The organism is Acinetobacter sp. RG5, assembly GCF_031844265.1.
Lineage (GTDB): Bacteria > Pseudomonadota > Gammaproteobacteria > Pseudomonadales > Moraxellaceae > Acinetobacter.
This window is the reverse complement of record NZ_JAUZUV010000022.1, coordinates 14,045-32,241: the sequence shown is the minus strand read 5'-3', so window position 1 is coordinate 32,241 and position 18,197 is coordinate 14,045. Positions and strand designations below refer to the sequence as shown.

The 18,197-nt window shown below is 42.4% G+C and carries 18 protein-coding genes; 5 read left to right on the top strand and 13 right to left on the bottom strand.

Translation table 11 applies throughout. The features are described from left to right. Nucleotides 1-357: 357 nt before the first annotated feature. From Q9R21_RS13570 to Q9R21_RS13560, 3 genes are all read right to left on the bottom strand, one after another. Nucleotides 358-1,407: a 3-deoxy-7-phosphoheptulonate synthase gene (locus tag Q9R21_RS13570; protein ID WP_311204696.1), complete on the bottom strand. Its 1,050-nt coding sequence runs from the start codon at nucleotides 1,405-1,407 to the stop codon at nucleotides 358-360. A gap of 522 nt (nucleotides 1,408-1,929) precedes the next feature. Next, nucleotides 1,930-2,460 (bottom strand): hypothetical protein, encoded by a 531-nt coding sequence (locus Q9R21_RS13565; protein ID WP_219309303.1) that lies wholly within the window; start codon nucleotides 2,458-2,460, stop codon nucleotides 1,930-1,932. Between the two features lie 208 nt (nucleotides 2,461-2,668). Beyond that, nucleotides 2,669-3,733, bottom strand: a complete 1,065-nt coding sequence (locus tag Q9R21_RS13560) for an S-(hydroxymethyl)glutathione dehydrogenase/class III alcohol dehydrogenase (protein WP_249449766.1) — start codon at nucleotides 3,731-3,733, stop codon at nucleotides 2,669-2,671. A gap of 169 nt (nucleotides 3,734-3,902) precedes the next feature. On the opposite strand from Q9R21_RS13560, the gene Q9R21_RS13555 reads away from it, so the two are divergent. From Q9R21_RS13555 to Q9R21_RS13545, 3 genes are all read left to right on the top strand, one after another. Continuing rightward, complete coding sequence (locus Q9R21_RS13555; protein WP_005106839.1) at nucleotides 3,903-5,459, top strand: phospholipase D family protein; 1,557 nt, start codon at nucleotides 3,903-3,905, stop codon at nucleotides 5,457-5,459. A 168-nt stretch (nucleotides 5,460-5,627) separates the two neighbouring features. Continuing rightward, the gene (locus Q9R21_RS13550) at nucleotides 5,628-6,056 is read left to right on the top strand and encodes a hypothetical protein (protein ID WP_311204695.1); all 429 of its coding nucleotides are present in this window, start codon (nucleotides 5,628-5,630) and stop codon (nucleotides 6,054-6,056) included. A 169-nt stretch (nucleotides 6,057-6,225) separates the two neighbouring features. Beyond that, a complete protein-coding gene (locus Q9R21_RS13545; protein WP_005246160.1) occupies nucleotides 6,226-6,708 on the top strand; it encodes a hypothetical protein in 483 nt (160 codons plus the stop codon). Nucleotides 6,709-6,794: 86 nt separating this feature from the next. Here Q9R21_RS13545 and Q9R21_RS13540 read toward each other — a convergent pair whose 3' ends face one another. From Q9R21_RS13540 to Q9R21_RS13510, 7 genes are all read right to left on the bottom strand, one after another. Then, a complete protein-coding gene (locus Q9R21_RS13540; protein WP_044108343.1) occupies nucleotides 6,795-7,379 on the bottom strand; it encodes a uracil-DNA glycosylase family protein in 585 nt (194 codons plus the stop codon). A gap of 32 nt (nucleotides 7,380-7,411) precedes the next feature. Continuing rightward, nucleotides 7,412-8,122: an SGNH/GDSL hydrolase family protein gene (locus tag Q9R21_RS13535; protein WP_311204694.1), complete on the bottom strand. Its 711-nt coding sequence runs from the start codon at nucleotides 8,120-8,122 to the stop codon at nucleotides 7,412-7,414. 217 nt (nucleotides 8,123-8,339) lie between these two features. Continuing rightward, nucleotides 8,340-9,398 (bottom strand): fatty acid desaturase, encoded by a 1,059-nt coding sequence (locus Q9R21_RS13530; protein ID WP_004280438.1) that lies wholly within the window; start codon nucleotides 9,396-9,398, stop codon nucleotides 8,340-8,342. Nucleotides 9,399-9,805: 407 nt separating this feature from the next. Then, nucleotides 9,806-10,549, bottom strand: coding sequence for an SDR family oxidoreductase (locus Q9R21_RS13525; protein ID WP_311204693.1), 744 nt, complete (start codon nucleotides 10,547-10,549; stop codon nucleotides 9,806-9,808). 52 nt (nucleotides 10,550-10,601) lie between these two features. Beyond that, entirely contained in the window at nucleotides 10,602-11,300 is a 699-nt protein-coding gene (locus Q9R21_RS13520; RefSeq protein ID WP_253102108.1) for a histidine phosphatase family protein, read from the bottom strand. After that, entirely contained in the window at nucleotides 11,297-12,418 is a 1,122-nt protein-coding gene (locus Q9R21_RS13515) for a phosphotransferase family protein (RefSeq protein WP_311204692.1), read from the bottom strand. Before Q9R21_RS13515 ends, Q9R21_RS13520 begins: the two co-directional genes overlap by 4 nt. Nucleotides 12,419-12,470: 52 nt before the next feature. Next, nucleotides 12,471-13,712 carry an acyl-CoA dehydrogenase family protein gene (locus Q9R21_RS13510; protein ID WP_086044765.1) on the bottom strand — a complete coding sequence of 414 codons (1,242 nt, stop codon included), beginning with the start codon at nucleotides 13,710-13,712 and terminating at the stop codon, nucleotides 12,471-12,473. 95 nt (nucleotides 13,713-13,807) lie between these two features. Here Q9R21_RS13510 and Q9R21_RS13505 point away from each other — a divergent pair, with 95 nt between their 5' ends. Next, the gene (locus Q9R21_RS13505) at nucleotides 13,808-14,725 is read left to right on the top strand and encodes a LysR family transcriptional regulator (protein ID WP_311204691.1); all 918 of its coding nucleotides are present in this window, start codon (nucleotides 13,808-13,810) and stop codon (nucleotides 14,723-14,725) included. A gap of 168 nt (nucleotides 14,726-14,893) precedes the next feature. Next, on the top strand, nucleotides 14,894-15,505 hold the full coding sequence (locus tag Q9R21_RS13500) for a thermonuclease family protein (protein WP_180181314.1): 612 nt from the start codon (nucleotides 14,894-14,896) through the stop codon (nucleotides 15,503-15,505). Between the two features lie 90 nt (nucleotides 15,506-15,595). Here Q9R21_RS13500 and Q9R21_RS13495 read toward each other — a convergent pair whose 3' ends face one another. From Q9R21_RS13495 to Q9R21_RS13485, 3 genes are read right to left on the bottom strand one after another with little or no spacing between them, the layout of a single operon-like run. Further along, entirely contained in the window at nucleotides 15,596-15,703 is a 108-nt protein-coding gene (locus tag Q9R21_RS13495; protein WP_005251975.1) for a hypothetical protein, read from the bottom strand. 9 nt (nucleotides 15,704-15,712) lie between these two features. Further along, nucleotides 15,713-16,717 (bottom strand): cytochrome d ubiquinol oxidase subunit II, encoded by a 1,005-nt coding sequence (gene cydB / locus Q9R21_RS13490; protein ID WP_004280450.1) that lies wholly within the window; start codon nucleotides 16,715-16,717, stop codon nucleotides 15,713-15,715. Then, the gene (locus tag Q9R21_RS13485) at nucleotides 16,714-18,159 is read right to left on the bottom strand and encodes a cytochrome ubiquinol oxidase subunit I (RefSeq protein WP_004280451.1); all 1,446 of its coding nucleotides are present in this window, start codon (nucleotides 18,157-18,159) and stop codon (nucleotides 16,714-16,716) included. The genes cydB and Q9R21_RS13485 overlap by 4 nt, the downstream gene beginning before the upstream one ends. Nucleotides 18,160-18,197: the final 38 nt, after the last annotated feature.

The following is an 18,197-nucleotide window of genomic DNA, read 5'->3' as shown; positions in this document are numbered from 1 at the left end:
CAAAAAGCGTGTACACAGTGCACTGGGTTATGTATCGCCTTTTGAGTTTGAAGCAATGTACTATGATAAGATTAACCCGTTAGGTCAGGTGGCCTAACTTAAATAAAAAAGTCTCCGACAAACCCGGTACGGTTCAGGTCAGCCGTATAGAATGAGCAGGAGCAAGATCTCTAATAAATTATTGTTATTGTTTATTTTCTAATTTAATTATTTTTATTCAATTTATAAAATCGTTCTAATCATTATTTTTATTTTCAAACGCTGTGATGAGCTAGTCTAAGCATCTGGGAGATGCGCTGATCGGCTTCATCCGATTCTGTCTTTCCCCAATCAATTGAGGAAAGACATCATTCAGTTTTAAGCACTACGCTTCAAACCTTCGAGCCGTAGTGAGTCAGTCATATTTAACAATAGTTGTTCGGTTTTTGTCCAGCCCAGACATCCATCAGTTACAGACTGACCATAAGTCATTTGCTCAGAAATTTTCTGGTTGCCATCTACCAAATGACTTTCTAGCATTACGCCACGAACATTGGTCTGTAAGCGTTCTGCTACGATCTGTTCCAGTACTTTAGGCTGTAGCATCGGATTTTTTGAGCTATTGCCATGACTACAGTCAATTACCAATGCCGGTAAGTCGATCTGATGTTTGGCCCGGATTTTCTCAATTTCTGACAATTGGTAATTTGGTCCGCTATTCGAGCCACGTAAAATCAAATGTGCTTTCGGATTACCTTGCGAGTGTAAAATACATGGTAAACCAGACTGACTCATCCCCAAGAATTGATGCGGATGAGAGGCAGACTGGATGGCATCTAGTGCAATCTGGATCGAACCATCAGTACCATTTTTGAAACCGATGCTGTACGGCATATGGCTGGAAATTTCGCGATGAATTTGTGATTCGCTGGTACGTGCGCCAATCGCTCCCCAGGCCAATAGATCATCGAAATAAGCAGTTGCCATTGGGCTAAGAATTTCCGAAGCGATTGGCAGGCCCATTTCAATAATTTTTAGGTATAAGTCACGGGATTTTTCCAAGCCCAATTGCATATTGGATGAACCATCCAGATTTGGATCGTAAAGGAAACCTTTCCAACCCACCGTAGTCCGTGGTTTTTCAATATAAGCACGCATCACCAGGAAAATCTGATCAGATAGCTGTGACTGAAGTTGTTTTAATTTTTCTGCATAGTCTAGCGCGGAAGCTTCATCATGAATGGAACATGGGCCTGTGACCACCATTAAACGATGATCCTTGCCTTCTAATATATTTTGAATAGTTTGACGGTGTTCAGCGACTTGGCTGGCTAATTGCGAAGACAGTGGCAATTGCTGCTTAAGCTGCTGAGGTAAAATTAAAATGCTTTCAGCATGATGTTGTTGTGATGTATTTGGGGTATTCATGACTTTAATCCTGGGACTGGCAATCAGTCCAAACTTTTATTTGAGCGTTATGGGTCTAATCGAAGGTATTGTGAGTGTCATTAGCTGACTAAAATAAGACCAATAAAAGTTGTTAAAGTATGAATAGTTAAAGTTTGTCATGGCTGTCTCCAAAATATTGTAAAAAATGAAAGGCATAAAAAAACCTGATCAGGGTTGCCGATCAGGTATAAACTGGTGGGCAACCTTTTCATTGCCCAAACGCATTCAGGCAATTAGCTAAACTGCCAGAAATAAAAATATGCGTTTGAAATGATAGGTTGCTTTAACATGTTATGTCTTTCATAAAATGTGATTCTGAAATTAAAATACGCGCTCTGTGATCATTTGACAAGCATTAAATATAAAAAAATATTTATTAACTTTTCTACTTTTATTTATCGATTCATCAAACCGAGAGATGTATCACTAAAAGTGGTAAAAACCCACAAACTTATCGCGGGTTTTACCATAGAAACTTCTCTTTAATCCGAAGATTAAAAATTAACGTGAAACACGATTCCAGGCATCACGCACTGCAAATTTAGCCTGTTCCCAGTTTAAACGTGATTCGCCTTTCATTTGTTCCCATTTCAGTCTCAAATCAGGTTCTACGTCTTCAAAACGGGTATGGGCATCATAGCTGCCACGGTTTTCATAACCAACTCGATAGGCCGTATCATAATCACGGTCATAATCCAGATCGCTATAAGTAGTACGGGCATCTGAATAATATGGCGTATTGATCGAATTATCACGCCAGTAAGCCTGTTCTTCTGTTGGATTTATAGCTTCGCCTACACCTTTACCTGCCAGACCGCCAACAACCGCACCAACTACACCACCGACAGCGACACCCACTGGACCGCCTGCAGCACCAATGGCTGCACCTGCCGCTGCACCACCTGCGGCACCGACACCTGTACCCACAGGATGCGCGCCAGGTTCACCAGTAATTGGATCGGCATTCAAATCATCGCGGACATCTTTAGGCGCATTCTTAATTAAATCACGATCAAAATTATCATTCGACATAGAGCTTATCCTTATTCTTTAAAATGGTTTTAGCACGTATTTTCATACGTCCTATTTAATATAAGCATCTGGCATGTAATGACATTAGCAGGCGTGTGTTGTTTCAGTGACTCTCTGTGAGGCTTTCATGCACTAATGTATCCTGAATCAGGTGAAAGCCGCATAAAAAAGACCGGTTTAATACCGGTCTTTTTTAGATTAAAACAGCTTAGTCAAAATGAATGACCGTACGGATCGACTTGCCTTCATGCATCAGGTCAAAAGCTTCATTGATCTGATCTAATGGCATGGTATGAGTCACAAAAGGTTCAAGCTGAATTTCCCCTTTCATTGACTGCTCTACCATTCCCGGTAATTGTGAACGACCTTTGACTCCACCAAAAGCTGTACCCATCCATTTACGACCTGTGACTAACTGGAATGGACGGGTTGAAATTTCTTTACCTGCACCGGCTACACCAATAATCACTGACTGGCCCCAGCCACGGTGCGCACATTCCAGTGCTGAACGCATCACATCTACATTGCCGATACATTCGAATGAATGGTCTACACCCCAACCGGTCATTTCAACGATCACTTGCTGGATCGGCTGATCATAGTCTTTTGGATTTAGGAAATCTGTCGCACCAAACTGTTTCGCCAGTTCAAATTTATCCGGATTGGTATCAATCACAATGATACGGCCGGCTTTGGCCTGACGTGCGCCTTGTACTACAGCAAGACCGATACCACCTAAACCAAATACTGCAACACTGTCACCTTCCTGAACTTTAGCGGTGTTATGTACTGCACCAATACCGGTAGTCACACCACAGCCCAGCAGGCAAACATGCTCATGGTTGGCTTCAGGATTAATTTTTGCCAGAGAAACTTCAGCAACCACGGTATATTCTGAAAAAGTTGAACAACCCATATAGTGATAGATCGGCTCGCCATTATAAGAGAAACGGGTCGTACCATCTGGCATGACACCTTTACCTTGCGTCGCCCGTACAGCAACACACAGGTTGGTCTTGCCTGATTTACAGAACAAGCATTCGCCACACTCAGCAGTATAAAGCGGAATCACGTGATCGCCCGGTTTCAGGCTGGTGACACCTTCACCGACTTCAACGACCACACCCGCACCTTCATGACCCAAGATTGCAGGAAATACACCTTCAGGATCTTCACCAGACAAGGTAAATGCATCGGTATGACACACGCCTGTATGGCTAATTTTTACCAGTACTTCACCTGCTTTTGGTGGAGCAACATCCACTTCTACAATTTCTAATGGCTAGCCTGGACCAAATGCAACTGCTGCACGTGATTTCATGTAAAACTGTCCTTTTTTTGCTGATTTACAGATGACTAACAGTAACCTCTTTCTATTCGGAGATTCAACTATTAACATCACAAGATAAGGAATAAAAGATCCTATAATTAATGGAACATCAATGACTAAACCTTCGCCCTTTGTATGTTTGAGCATTTTTACTTTTAGCATCATGCTTTCTGGCTGTGAACTGGCTCCCAACACTGCTGAAGAAGCGAAAATTACGCCGGTTCGACCTGCGCACTGGATCGACAATCAACTTTCAAAACAGCAAATTAATAGCGGTAAAACGGCTTTCTTGCCGCTCTATGATGGCTTTATGAGTATGGCAGCACGTCTGCACCTGATTAACAAAGCTAAATATCATCTGGATCTACAATATTACATTTGGAAGGATGATTATATTGGCAATATGATCTTGTCCCAATTACTTAAAGCCGCCGATCGCGGTGTCAAAGTACGGGTTCAGATTGACGATCAAAATGGTACCCAGCTTGATGACAAGCTTCTTGCTCTAAGCCAACATCCAAATTTTGAAGTTCGGATTTTTAATCCCTATAAATTTCGTCATTTACGTGCGCTGGATTATGGCTTCCGGATGAAAAAGGTCAATCATCGCATGCACAATAAATTGATTATTGCGGATGGCACTGCAGCCGTGACCGGCGGCCGCAATATCAGTAGTGAATATTTTGATGCCAGTGAAGATTTTCAGTTCACCGATGTGGATATATTCTTCGCAGGGCAAAGCGTAACAGATGCCAATCAGACCTTTATTAACTTCTGGAATGATGATCTGAGTTATGACGTTCGACAGATCTTGAATGATGCCGGCCATCCTGAAATGCTTAAAAGGCTCAGAACTGAATTTGAACGAGAAGATGTTGACGAAACTGAACTCAAACGCCGGGTGGGCATTGCCGAGAAACAAGTCGAACAACACTTAAAAAAACAACCCATTCACTGGGCGCCGGCTTATTTTGTTGCGGATAGTCCCGCAAAAGCACGCCCCCATGCCAAAAATGGCGATTATATTTATACCCATATGCTCGAACTGATGGGTGAGCCAAAAAAACATCTGGAACTGGTGTCCTCGTACTTTATTCCCACGCAAAAAGGGGCCGACTATTTAACCCGCCGTGCGCAACAAGGTGTGAAAATCAGAATCCTGACCAACTCTTTTCAGGCCAATGATGTGGCTGCGGTGCATGCCTATTATCAGCAATATCGTCAGCAATTATTGAAAAGTGGCATCGAACTCTGGGAATTTAAACCCTACATTGTCCGTCCGGAACGGACTTGGTATGAAATTATGACTGGAGACATCATCCCGGCTAAAAACAAAAATAGCTCCAGTTTGCATGCCAAATTTTTTGATCTGGATGGCATGGTGTTTGTCGGTTCATTTAATTTTGATCCGCGTTCAGCCTATCTGAATACCGAAGTCGGTCTGGTCATTGAATCGGAAGATTTTCAGAAGGAAATCACCAGTGCGATGGATCAGTACTTACCACGCGTGGCTTATCAACTTAAACTGAACGAAAAAAATGAAATGATTTGGCTGGAACATCAAAAAGATGGCCGTAGTATTCAGCATTTACATGATCCGGAAACTACAAAATTCCAGCGTTTTATGATGAATCTGGTGACGAAATTTCCCGGTGAATGGTTAATGTAATGACATTAGAATGACCTCACAATTACGACGACATGAAAAGCCTGTATTTTGAGAATGACCGCTTAAATTAACTTAGTCCAATCATCGTTTAAAGGGTTTTACAGTCGATTGCGCTTACTTTAGAATTACATTTTTCTCGTATTTTGCGATTGTTCGCCCTCCACTCCCATGCAATTTTTTGATCTAAGCCGTCAGTTTAAGTTCAGTGATATTCTGACGCCTGTAAAAACCCTCCATGATTTATCCCAGCAAAAATGGTATTTGGCCAAAATTCGGGTGGAACATGACTGTCTGTCCGACTCCGATACGGTCGAGGGACAGGTAGTTTTGAAATCCAGTGAAAATATTCAACTTGAACTGGAATGGCTGATTCAGGATAGCGGTTATGAATTACAGGTTTTATTTAAAGGTGTAGAAACCGAAGCCACTGATGAGACCGGTATTATGTTGAAAGGTGCACAACTGGTCGATGAACTGCAGCAAGTACTCTCTGCCCAAGCATTGAGCTTATGGATTGATGGCACTCTTTTGCCGATGTTGCCCGAGATCCGTCAGGAAATTAAAGCACGTTTAAACTTATGGGATTATGTCGAATAAGATGGCTAATCGCCGCATTTTGCATTTTTTAAAGAGCCCATGTGGCTCTTTTTTATAATCTGAATGACGTTTTAGATTGATCAAACTGCCGTAGTTTTAGTTTTTTCAGGCAATGCCAAGCTAAATAAGTTGTTATAAAATTTATAAAAAATAAAAAGAGAATCACGACATGATTTCTGAGAGTGAATGGCAACAGATTCGCCAAGTGGTCGCTGATGCACAACGGGCTGCCATGCATTGCTCTATTGCAACGGTCAACTCTAAAGGTTTGCCTAGCATTACTCCGATCGGAACTATATTTCTCAACAAAAAGACCAGTACGGGTTTCTTTTTTGATACTTATTCCACTACTTTTTCTGAAAATTTACAGCATCAGCCGATGGCCTGCATACAGGCTGTGAACAGTAGCAAACTGTTTTGGTTTCATTCGTTGCTTAAAGGTAAATTTAAGCGTTATCCAGGAGTACGCTTATATGCAGAAATTGGGCCTTTACGTCCGGCCTCACCTGAGGAAATACAGCAGGTGGAGTCGCGTATTCGAGCTTTAAAATGGACCAAAGGTAGCCAGTTAATCTGGTCCAGCTTTCATCATGTCCGGGAGATTAAAATTAATAGCCATCGCTGGGTTGAATATCCAAATATGAATAAATAAAGCCAATAACTTACAAATAGTAAGTTTATGTCTTGTCTGTAGCCTAAAACCTCTTTAACCATTTTATCTGATTATTGGATTAAATATTAAACTAGACCCACATGTTCAAACATCAATCGGTAACTTTCGGCTTTTTTCTCTAGAGAAACCGGATATGCTCGAGAAGATGAAGGCATGCGATATAAATACAGATCACGTCCGACAAAATGGGCCTCGCTAGGCTGACCAATACTCGGCTTTAAAGTCCCTTCAGGCATAGACAGCATCATGGTGTCTGTGGCCTTGTCGCCTGTGGTCATAATATGATTGCACTGCGGCATTTGGCTGAGCAGTTGCTCAATATTGGTGGGTACTACAATTTCCAAAAATTTATCTGAAGCATTGCCCTTTAAACGCCGGATCTGATAGCCACTATCAAAAATCGCAATCCCCGTTTCTGTTAAAAACTCCCGGATCAATTGTTCCTGAAATTTTTTATTGGGTAGATCTAAAAAGTAATCTTTATTTTCAAAGAAAATCAGTCCAAAAATCCGCCACATATCATTTTGATAGTTTGGATAATAAAAGTTCATTTTCCAGCGTGTGGCAGGTGGCGGAAAACTACCCAACATCAGTAATTTGGCATTGGGCGGTAAAAATGGCGGTAGTGGATGGGTTTCAATATCAGACATAGAATTAACTAAATTAAGAGATTTCAACTATTTTAGAAGGTCTTCCGAATCTTGCCAGCTACTTCTTGTCCCCAAAGTGTATAAACTTCCTTACTCGGATGAAAACCATCTGCAGCCATTTGTAAATTCATGGCACGATACTTCTCAATATCATATTCAATCCATTGCATATTCACTTGCTGATTCACAAATTTTTCCAATTTCAAATTCATGTGTTTAGCATATTTGCCAAATAGCCAAGCCGAAGGATTCGGTAGTGCTGGAAACATATTCATTGGCGGTACACCGGCAGCAATAATCAGTTTCGGACTAAATTTTTGCTGGATTTTGCTATAAAGCTGTTCCTGTTTCTGAATCCAGACCTCGGCAGGCATCAGTTTGGTCACGTCATTGACGCCAACCGACGTGACGATTACATCATAGTGCTGGACTTCTATTTGGTCCAAAGCATGAATTACTTTTGAGCTAGTATCGCCTGTTTTGGCCTGTAATTTCCAGTCAATTTCAAAGTCATCTTTCAGTTCATGCAGAATTGCACCCAGTAATGCGTCATCCTGATGTTCTACTCCTACACCTGCTGCTGCCGAATCCCCTAAAATCAGCAGAGACAGTTTGTTGCCGGTTCCGGTTTGACCTTCACGTGCACCTTCAGGTTCCGGCAGTCTTAGGGTATTTTTCTTGACACGATTACCCTGAATGACAAGTGCAGGAATCAAGGCAATGGTGGCGGCTTTCAGCAACATAGCGGACTAATTTATATAGGGATATACTTAATTTTACCTGAGTTTATTCTTTTGAACTATTTCCTCAACAGTCATTTTAAATGAATGTTCACCTAAATTTAACTAAGATAGGATTCTTGCAAAATACAGGCTTATACATCTTGCCATTGGGTAAAACATCAAGGATAAATATAAAAAAATCCCGCTTAAAAACGGGATTTCTTATGGAAATTAAAGCTTAGATTTTATAGTCATTCCAGCGATTCATACGCTTAAAAGTTCCCACATCATTAAAACGCACGCCCACTTCTTTCATTACTTTATGCGCCGTTTTGGACGTCAGTTGACGGATATAAAATGGCTCTTTGACCACAAAATGATGAATCGCATGGGTCGAACCAAAATTACAGCAGAATAACTGGAACGGAACCATCCACCATGGATTGAGCACTTGGGTTTGTTTGATCACATCACGTGGATCAATATCGCCATAGTAATGCATATTTGAGCTGACAAACTGCAAGCTAAAAGAACGGATAAAGTTCGGAATCACCCAGATGACTGCCAGCAGATTTACAATCGGCATCGCGTCGACAATGCCTTGCGACCAGAGCATCTCATAACCGAATAGCGGTGAAACTGCATTTAAACCATGAAAGACCACAAACAGGTAGCACAATCCATAGTAAATAATGCTGAGAGGTAAAAAGCCAAATAGCTGAGAAATCATGGCAATTTTACGTTCTTTTTCAGGCTGTTTTTCCAGAAAAAGATGAATCATTTTAATCATCTGAAATGGACGCAGATACACTGACATCAACTGGTCACTAATCACCAGAATTCGGCGAATGCCCCAAGGCATACCATTACTGATGCCACGTTCTTCCAGGTCATGTTCAGTGCCTGAATATTTATGATGATGCAAATGTAAACGACGACGTGCCCACGGACTGATGGTGTTTGGACGTGCCAACCAGACCAGTGCCAGCATCAGATGATGTGCCCAAGGTGTTTTTTTGAAATACATATAATGAATCAGGTCATGTTCCAATTCATGGGTCAATGACGCAAAAATCGCAATCAAGGGAATGGTAAACCATGCTGAGAGATAACCTGTTCCATATGCTACCGCGCATGCAATCATGCCTGCCCAGGCAAAGCCTAAAATACTCGCACCGATAAAGTTCTGATGTTTGAGTATGGGATAACGAGCACGCACCTCTTCCCCGGCCTGGGTAACGATACTTCTGACCTTGGAGATTCGCTGCTGGTCAGTCATATCCGCAGATGTAGACATATGAACAACCTTTAATTTCTGAACGGTTGTACATTAAAGGAAATTCTAAAAAAGAGAAGTTATCTTTCCACTTTTAGAGTGAGTATGTCTAAGTTTTGGACAGTTTGGAAAAGTTCTTAAAATTGGCGAAAATTAGGAAAAGTTAAAGATGGTCTTTCTCATGAAATTAAAATTTAAAAGTAATTGATTTAATTAAAAATTAATCGAGAAGATGAATACATAATTCTTAATAATTTAAAGCTTCACATTAACAATCAATATATTAGAATTTATAAGATTTCGCTTTTCTGTAAATTCAAACTATACATTTTTTAGAAAAATACTGATTCAGAAATTTTTCTCAGTTTGTCATAAAAAATAAAAAGAAAAGCACCCTAGCTTCTCTTTTTATAGATCTAAGAGTGCTTTTAACCTAACTTGTTCACCAGTTTGAGTGGTAATACTTTCATAGCTAGACCGAGTGGCAACCAAGGCCATTTCGGTACATAGGCTTTCACTGGCGCTTTTTCAATTTCTGCTGCCAATAAACGTGAACCAGTTTTTTCATCTACTTCAAAAGGTAGCTTTTTCGCACCTTCATTGATTTCAGTCCGAATATATCCTGGGAAAATGGTGGTCACTTTTATTGGCGTATCGATCAATTCAGCTCGGATGCCTTCAGCTAGATGAGCAACCCCTGCCTTGCTTGCCCCATAAGCCGTTAAATGTTTTGGCATACCGCGCATTGCACTCATAGATGAAATCATCACCAGATGGCCAGAGTTTTGTGCACGGAAGATTTCAACTGCAGCTTCACATTGTGCTAATGCCGAAATAAAGTTGGTTTCAACCGTGGCTTTGTTAATGGCGAAATTACCTTTACCGATTCGACGGCCTTCACCGACACCGGCGTTGACGATCACTCGGTCAATTGTGCCAAAATCTTCTTTAAACGCGCGGAAAACCTCAAAAACCTGATCGTAATCGGTCACATCTAAAGTTTTGGCAATGACTTTGATGCCATATTGACTTTCCAGTTCCTGTTTTAAGGTTTCCAGACGCTCCAGGCGACGTGCACAAATTGCCAGGTTATAGCCTTTTTTTGCAAATTCACGTGCCATACCGGCGCCGATCCCTGAACTTGCGCCGGTAATTAAAATTGTTTTAGCCATGTGTTTACCCTATTCCTTTATTTTTATAGCGTATTACGTTTTCAATCTCATTTTAAATCCAGGTCAATAAGTCTGGACGCTGTGCCTTGATAAAATGATGTTCATTTAAACTGAGTAGTTGCGGTTCATTACCCACCAGACGCAGTGTCGTGATACTGGTATTTGTAATCGCCCAGTTTAGGGCAAAGGTTTTCTCCGGGCTCAGCCCTAGAATTTTACCCACTGCAACAGAAATCACACCACCTGAGGTATAGACCACTGCATAGCGCGGACGGCTTTTGGCCAACTGGTCACACAGATTTTCTAAGCCGCTTTCCACACGTGCTTTGAAACTTGGCCAAGATTCATCATATTCATGGTGATAATCATCACCAGTCCAGCGTGCAATGGCACCGCTAAAAATTTTGCTCAGATAATCCCGTGGATTTTCATGTTCTGACACATCCTGTTTGAGCAATTCAGGCTGATTAAAGCGCGGCTCATAACGCGCAAATACCTGCTGATGATTAAACTCATTCCAGGCACTATCGGTCAGAATCTCGCTTTCTGGAAAACATTCATCCAGAGATAACTGCGCCGTCTGTTGATGACGCTGCATGGAGCCAGCCACCACATAAGGTGCTTCTTTTAGGATTTCGTCAAAATAGTGACCCAAAAGCTTTGCCTGTAACTCGCCGTTGGGTGAAAGCTGATCATAGCTTTCTGCACCAAAAGAGGCCTGGCCATGCCGGATCAAGTAAATGGTAGTCATTTTGGCATTATCTCTTTAAATTTAAGCACATACTTTTGTGCAATCTCATTGGCTTCCAGTTTTTGCTTGCCAATCAGTTTTAAGGCACGAATATGCAAGGCATGAATCACCACCCAAAAATCCTTGAACGCTGGATTATTAGTCTGTTTATGGTAATAACGATAATAGATCTGCTGGGCAATCACCGCGAGACGGAAAATTCCGAACACCTCATAAAACGCCCAGTTTTCCGGTTGCAGGCCGGTTTTTCCCAAGTAGTAATCCACCACTTCTTTACGGGTAAACATACCTTTTAGATTGGTCGGCTGGCGGCGTGTTGCCTTAAAGATGGCATTGTCAGTATCTTCCACCCAATAGGCTAAAGCAGAACCTAGGTCCATGAGCGGATCGCCGAGTGTCGCCATTTCCCAGTCCAGTACGCCAATCACTTCAGTCGGATTTTCCGGATTTAAGATGACATTATCAAAACGCCAGTCATTATGAATCACACAGGTTTTAGAATCTGAAGGAATATTATCTTTAAGCCAGTTGCGCACATATTTAAACGATGGAACATTTAAAGTTTTAGCCTTTTCATAACGTACATCCCAGCCTTCGACCTGACGGCGACAATAGCCTTCACCCTTACCGAGATTTTCAAGTTCAGTTCCTTGATAAGGCACCTGATGCAATTCGATCAGTTTATCAATCACATTGATACATAAAGTCCGGATATCGGATTCAGTAAGCTGCAGCTCAGCTGGCATTTTGGCGCGAGGAATAATTCCTTCAAGCCGTTTCATCACATAGAAATCACAACCAATCACTGATTCATCCTGACAAAGCGCGAACATTTCAGGCACGACGGAATAATGTTCAGCCAAGGCTTTCTGCACATGATATTCACGTGCCATATCATGGGCTGATTTGGCTTTGGTACCTTGTGGCGGACGACGTAAAATTAAATCGGCATTGGCATACTGTAAACGGTAGGTCCAGTTTGAAGCTCCGCCTGAATATTGGGTCACTTGCACAGGGCCTTCAACATTCACATTTTGCTGAATTAACCAATTGGTGATGGCTTGTACATCCAGTTCTTCACCTGCACGAACTGCTCCACCTACATCAATAACCGCCATAATTTTTCCTTAAAATTTTTTAATACGTTGCAATTTTCTAGTTAAAGCCAGCTTATTTTTTGCGACGAGTACTGTAGCCACGTTTTGCCAGTTCCAGTTTGGCAATCATGCCCTTATGCACTTCGTCCGGGCCATCAGCCAAACGCAAGGCACGTGCCTGAGCAAAAAATCCGGTTAATGGTGTATCCCGAGAAACACCGGCACCGCCATGGATCTGGATGGCCATATCAACAACTTTTTCCAGCACACTTGGCGCAACGACTTTAATTGCAGAAATTTCAGTCAGTGCTGCCATATTCCCTAAAGTATCCATTTTATAGGCTGCATACAAGGTCAAAAGACGTGCCTGATCAATCGCAACCCGTGCTTCCGCGACACGTTCCAGGTTGCCACCGAGTTTTAAAATCTCTTTGCCAAATGCGCTACGGCTCATACCACGGTCAATCATCAACTCTAAGGATTTTTCCGCAGCACCAATACAGCGCATGCAATGATGAATACGGCCTGGTCCTAAACGACCTTGAGCAATTTCAAAACCCTGACCGGCGCCACCAATAAAATTCGCTACCGGAACGCGGACATTTTCAAAACTGACTTCGCCGTGGCCATGTGGTGCATCGTAGTCACCAAACACTGGCAGCATACGTTCAATTTTTACCCCTGCGGTATTTACCGGAACTAGAACCATCGAATGCTGATGATGACGGTCTTTTGTTTCATCTGGAGTATGTGCCATAAAAATAATGATTTTGGCGTTAGGATCGCCCAGACCTGATGACCACCATTTACGGCCATTCAAAACAATCTCATTACCTTCCACCATCGCCGTTGCCTGCATATTGGTGGCATCACTGGATGCAACTGCAGGTTCAGTCATACAAAAGACTGAACGGATTTTTCCTTCTAAAAGTGGCATCAGCCATTCTTGTTTTTGTTCTTCAGAACCATAACGCCACAATACTTCCATATTGCCGCTATCTGGCGCATTACAGTTAAATACGACTGGTGCAATCAGGCTACGACCTGAAAGTTCGGCAATATGTGCATATTCCTGAACTGATAAACCTTGGCCACGTTCAGGACAAGGGAGAAACATATTCCAGAGGCCAGCTGCCTTGGCTTTGGCTTTTAAGCTTTCCAGTTCTGCTGGCCATTGCCATTTGGTCCAGTCACCGCCTTGATTCAACTCATGAACCTGCTGCCAGAAATCAGCTTCAACTGGTTCAATTTCCTCAGCAATAAATTTTTTGGTTCTATTTAAATAATCTTGTGCACGTGCTGAAAGCTCAAACATCTCTTTTATCCCTCTAAATATTCTAATTCATACGCTTTACAACACCTTAACCCAAAACCTATTATGAATAAAATGATTTTACTCCATACATTATTATGCATAGCATTCATTCTAAAACAGTCATGGACCTGCGAAATTTTCATCGTATCGACATTAACCTTTATCCGCTTTTTATGGCAATTTATGAGCAGAACAGTATTTCTAAAGCTGCACAGATTTTATCAGTTAGCCAGTCTGCTGCCAGTCATGCTTTACAACGTTTAAGACAGCATTTACAGGATGATTTATTTGTACGTACTGGCAGCAAAATGCAACCTACGCCGTTTGCGGAACAGATCTATCCTGAGCTGAAGAATGCACTTTTTGCGATTCAAAATATTTCAATACAGCATCAGCACTTCAGACCGGAAATGATTCAGAGTTTGAAAATTGCCGTTCATGATGAAATTGAGCCAATGATCTTTCCCAGACTCGTTCAGCACTTTCAGCAACTCAATCTGGAAATTCAACTTAGCAGCATGAAGCTGGACCGTAAAAATATAGCAGCAGACCTCGCCTCTCAACAGATTGATTTTGTCATAGATCTGGAACAAAACATTGCTGACAAAATCCAGTTTGAACGCCTGGTGCAAGATGAATTTGTAGTGTGTACACAATTAACAGAAATGAATGAGCAGATTTATCTTGCCTCGCCTCATATTGGCGTGTCATCACGCCGTACTGGTGTTTTGGTTGAAGATATTTATTTAAGTCGGAAACAATATTCACGACAGATTTTTTTACGCTGTCAGCATTACTCAACTGCTCTGCAAATTCTGGAGCAGCAAAAGACAGCCATGCTGACTATTCCTAAAAATGTATTGACGCATTTACAATTGGCTACCAGTCTAAATATTTTTGAAGTCCCTGTGGAACTGCCGAAAATTAATATGGGGATGTATTGGCATAAGGATTTGCAAGAGAATAAAAGACATCAATTTTTGAGAAGTGAAATTTATAAAATTTTTGCTTAGGCTATTTATAAAGGAATGCAAGTTTACTTAGGCTATTTTTATATAAGTTTAGATGGTTGCATCTTCATCTTTTCAGTAGAAAAATATACTTAGGCTATTTTAGCTGGTACAAAACTAAACACTGAGTGATTAGCTTTTAAGCCGTAGATCTACTGGCTTTGCTCTAAAATGGCTCGACTTTTAGCTGTGATTTTACAGCTGGTTTTGCTGATTTGGATCTTGCCTTTGTTAAATCTCTCCATCACCTGGCAAATTGTGCTGGGCCTCGTACTGCTGTGTTTTTCTTATTATCTGCTGCATAAAATTACAGTTTATTTAAAAGATGTTTTCCGCCCCTTTAAGAAAGGCAAAAAATACTGGTGCCGTGTAAAAGCCGTAAGTGATGGTGATACCCTCACCTGCTACCGTTTTAATATTCGTCGCTCTGAGACCAAATTGCGCTTTGCTTTTGTCGATGCCCCTGAATCATCACAAGCCTATGGCAAGGAATCGCAACGTCTGGTCAAAAGCATGGTGAATAATAAAATGGTTCGGGTCAAGATAACCGACATTGACCGTTATGGTCGCTGTGTGGGTGTCGTCTATCGCTATCGCAAAAATATCAATGAAGAGATTGTCAAACGTGGTGCAGCGTGGGTCTATGAAGAATATATCAAGGACAAAACCCATTTACGCTATATGATGGAACTGCAAAATAAAGCCAAGAAACAGAAAAAAGGCCTTTGGAAAAGTAGCCGTCCTGTACGTCCAAGTGTTTATCGTAAGCAGGTAAAATCGTAAATTTTATTTTGTCAAAGATGAATTGCAAATGATAAAAAGTGATCAGGACATTCTGATCACTTTTTTTTCACTCATTTTAGTTTTACCGATTTAATAAGCCAAATGCACCAGAAAGCGGAATGCGCCGGCAATCAGGACCAGCGTTAAAAATCCTGCCAGCCATAGTCCTACAAACCATAATGCCTGTTTGCCTTTCATGACCACTCCTTAATGATAGCCATCATCGCCGACCCTGACCTTATGCCGGAACACCCAATAGGACATACCAGTATAAATCACAATAATAGGAATCAGGATCAAGGCACCAATCAAGGCAAATAGCTGGCTATTTTCATGCGCTGCAGCCTGCCAGATAGTCACGCTCGGCGGGATAATATATGGCCATAGACTGATCAAGAATCCAGTATAAGCGAGGAAAACCAGAACCAGCATATAGGTAAATGGACCTAATTCACTGCGTCTTTTGCAGGCACGTAAGGCCAGCCAGGTAAATAGCAGAACCAGAACTGGAACTGGCATAAAATAGGTGAATTGTGGCTGACTAAACCAGCGTTCGGCAATCTGTGGATGGGTCAACGGCGTATAAATACTGACAGCACCCAATATGATCAGCAAGGCCATAATCAGCTTAGGCATCAGTTTAAACATTCGATCCTGCAAGTCATCTCCGGTTTTATAGATGAGCCAGCCACAGCCTAATGCCGCATAGAGCACCACCACACTGATTCCGGTGAAAATACTGAATGGAGTGAGCCAGTCCAGACCACCCCCAACATAGACACCATTTCGGGTTTCAATGCCCTGAATATAGGCGCCTAAAATCATGCCTTGCAGGAAACTGGTGATCGCAGAACCACCGATAAAGGCTTTATCCCACCAATGCTTACTGCGGTTTGCCTTGAAGCGGAACTCAAAAGCCACGCCGCGGAAAATCAAGGCAATCACCATCAGAATAATTGGCATATACAGTGCCGAGAGTACGGTCGAGTAAGCAAGTGGGAAAGCTGCAAATAACCCTGCACCGCCCAAAACCATCCAGGTTTCATTGCCATCCCAGACCGGAGCCACGGTATTCATCATGACATCACGTTCATCCTGATGCGGAAAGAAAGGAAACAAGATGCCGATGCCCAGATCGAAACCATCGAGAATGGTATAAATCAATACACCCAAACCAATAATCACAATCCAGATTAATGATAAATCAATCATTTTTTGTCCTCCTGATCCGGTTGTTCAGGAACTTCTTCGATACGTTCGCGAATACTACTTAATGGTCGACGCGAGGCCTGAACCACATCGCTATCTGATTCATGATCTGGTCGGGTATGAATAAAATCCGGGCCTTTGTGCATCAGGCGCAACATGTAGTAAATTCCGATACCAAATACCACACAGTAGACAACTACAAAAATAATCAGGGTCAGCCCCACCTGTTCAGCGGAAACCGGAGACAATGCATCCTTGGTTCGCATGATGCCGTAGACTACCCAAGGCTGACGGCCGACTTCTGTGGTAAACCATCCCGCAAGCATGGCAATAAATCCGGAAGGTCCCATAATCAGGGCAAATCGGTGCAATGCACGGGACTCATAAAAGCGACCACGGGTACGTGCCCACGCTCCCCATAACGCCAGTAACAGCATCAATACGCCGAGTCCGACCATAATCCGGAAGCTCCAGAACACCACCAGTGAATTCGGCCGGTCTTCAGGTGCAAAGTCTTTAAGTCCCGTAACCTTTCCATCCATCGAGTGGGTCAGAATCAGGCTCCCCAAGTTGGGAATTGCGACTGCATATTTGGTTTCTTCTGCCTCCATATCTGGAATACCAAAGAGATATAAGGGCATGCCTTCATCATGATTGGTTTCCCAATGCCCTTCCATTGCCGCCAGTTTTGCTGGCTGATGCTCAAGGGTATTAATACCGTGCATATCACCGACGATGACCTGCAAAGGTGCAAGTACCAGAAGCAGCCACATTGCCATGGAAAATGAAGTTTTAACCAGTGCATCGCGACGGCCTTTGATCAGATGCCATGCAGCTGTAGCAGCAACCAGTAAGGCGGAAACCAGAAAGGCAGCCATAGCCATATGGGCCAGACGATAAGGGAAAGATGGGTTAAACACGATAGCAAGCCAATCTTGCGGAACAATCAGGCCATTTTCAATCGCAAAGCCTTGTGGGGTCTGCATCCAGCTATTGGACGATAGAATCCAGAACATGGAAATACAGGTGCCTATCGCAACCATCAAGGTCGAGAAAAAGTGCGCCTTTGGTCCCACTCGCCCCCAGCCAAATAACATGATGCCCAGAAAGCCCGCTTCCAGAAAGAAAGCGGTGAGTACTTCATAGGCCAATAAAGGTCCAGTCACGCTGCCTGCCACCCGGGAAAACTCACTCCAGTTGGTTCCAAACTGGTAGCTCATGACCACACCAGAGACGACACCCATCCCGAATGCCACAGCGAAAATTTTCACCCAGAATTTGAATAGATCCTGAAAAATCGGATTTTGGGTTTTGAGCCAGCGCCATTCCAGAATGGCCAGAAAGCTGGCCAAGCCAATAGAAATTGCCGGAAAAATGATATGAAAAGATACAGTAAAGGCGAACTGTATTCGTGCTAACTCTAATGCAGTTAAACCCAGAGTCATAAGCTTCACCTATGCATTGTTATTTGGCATCTTTGCCC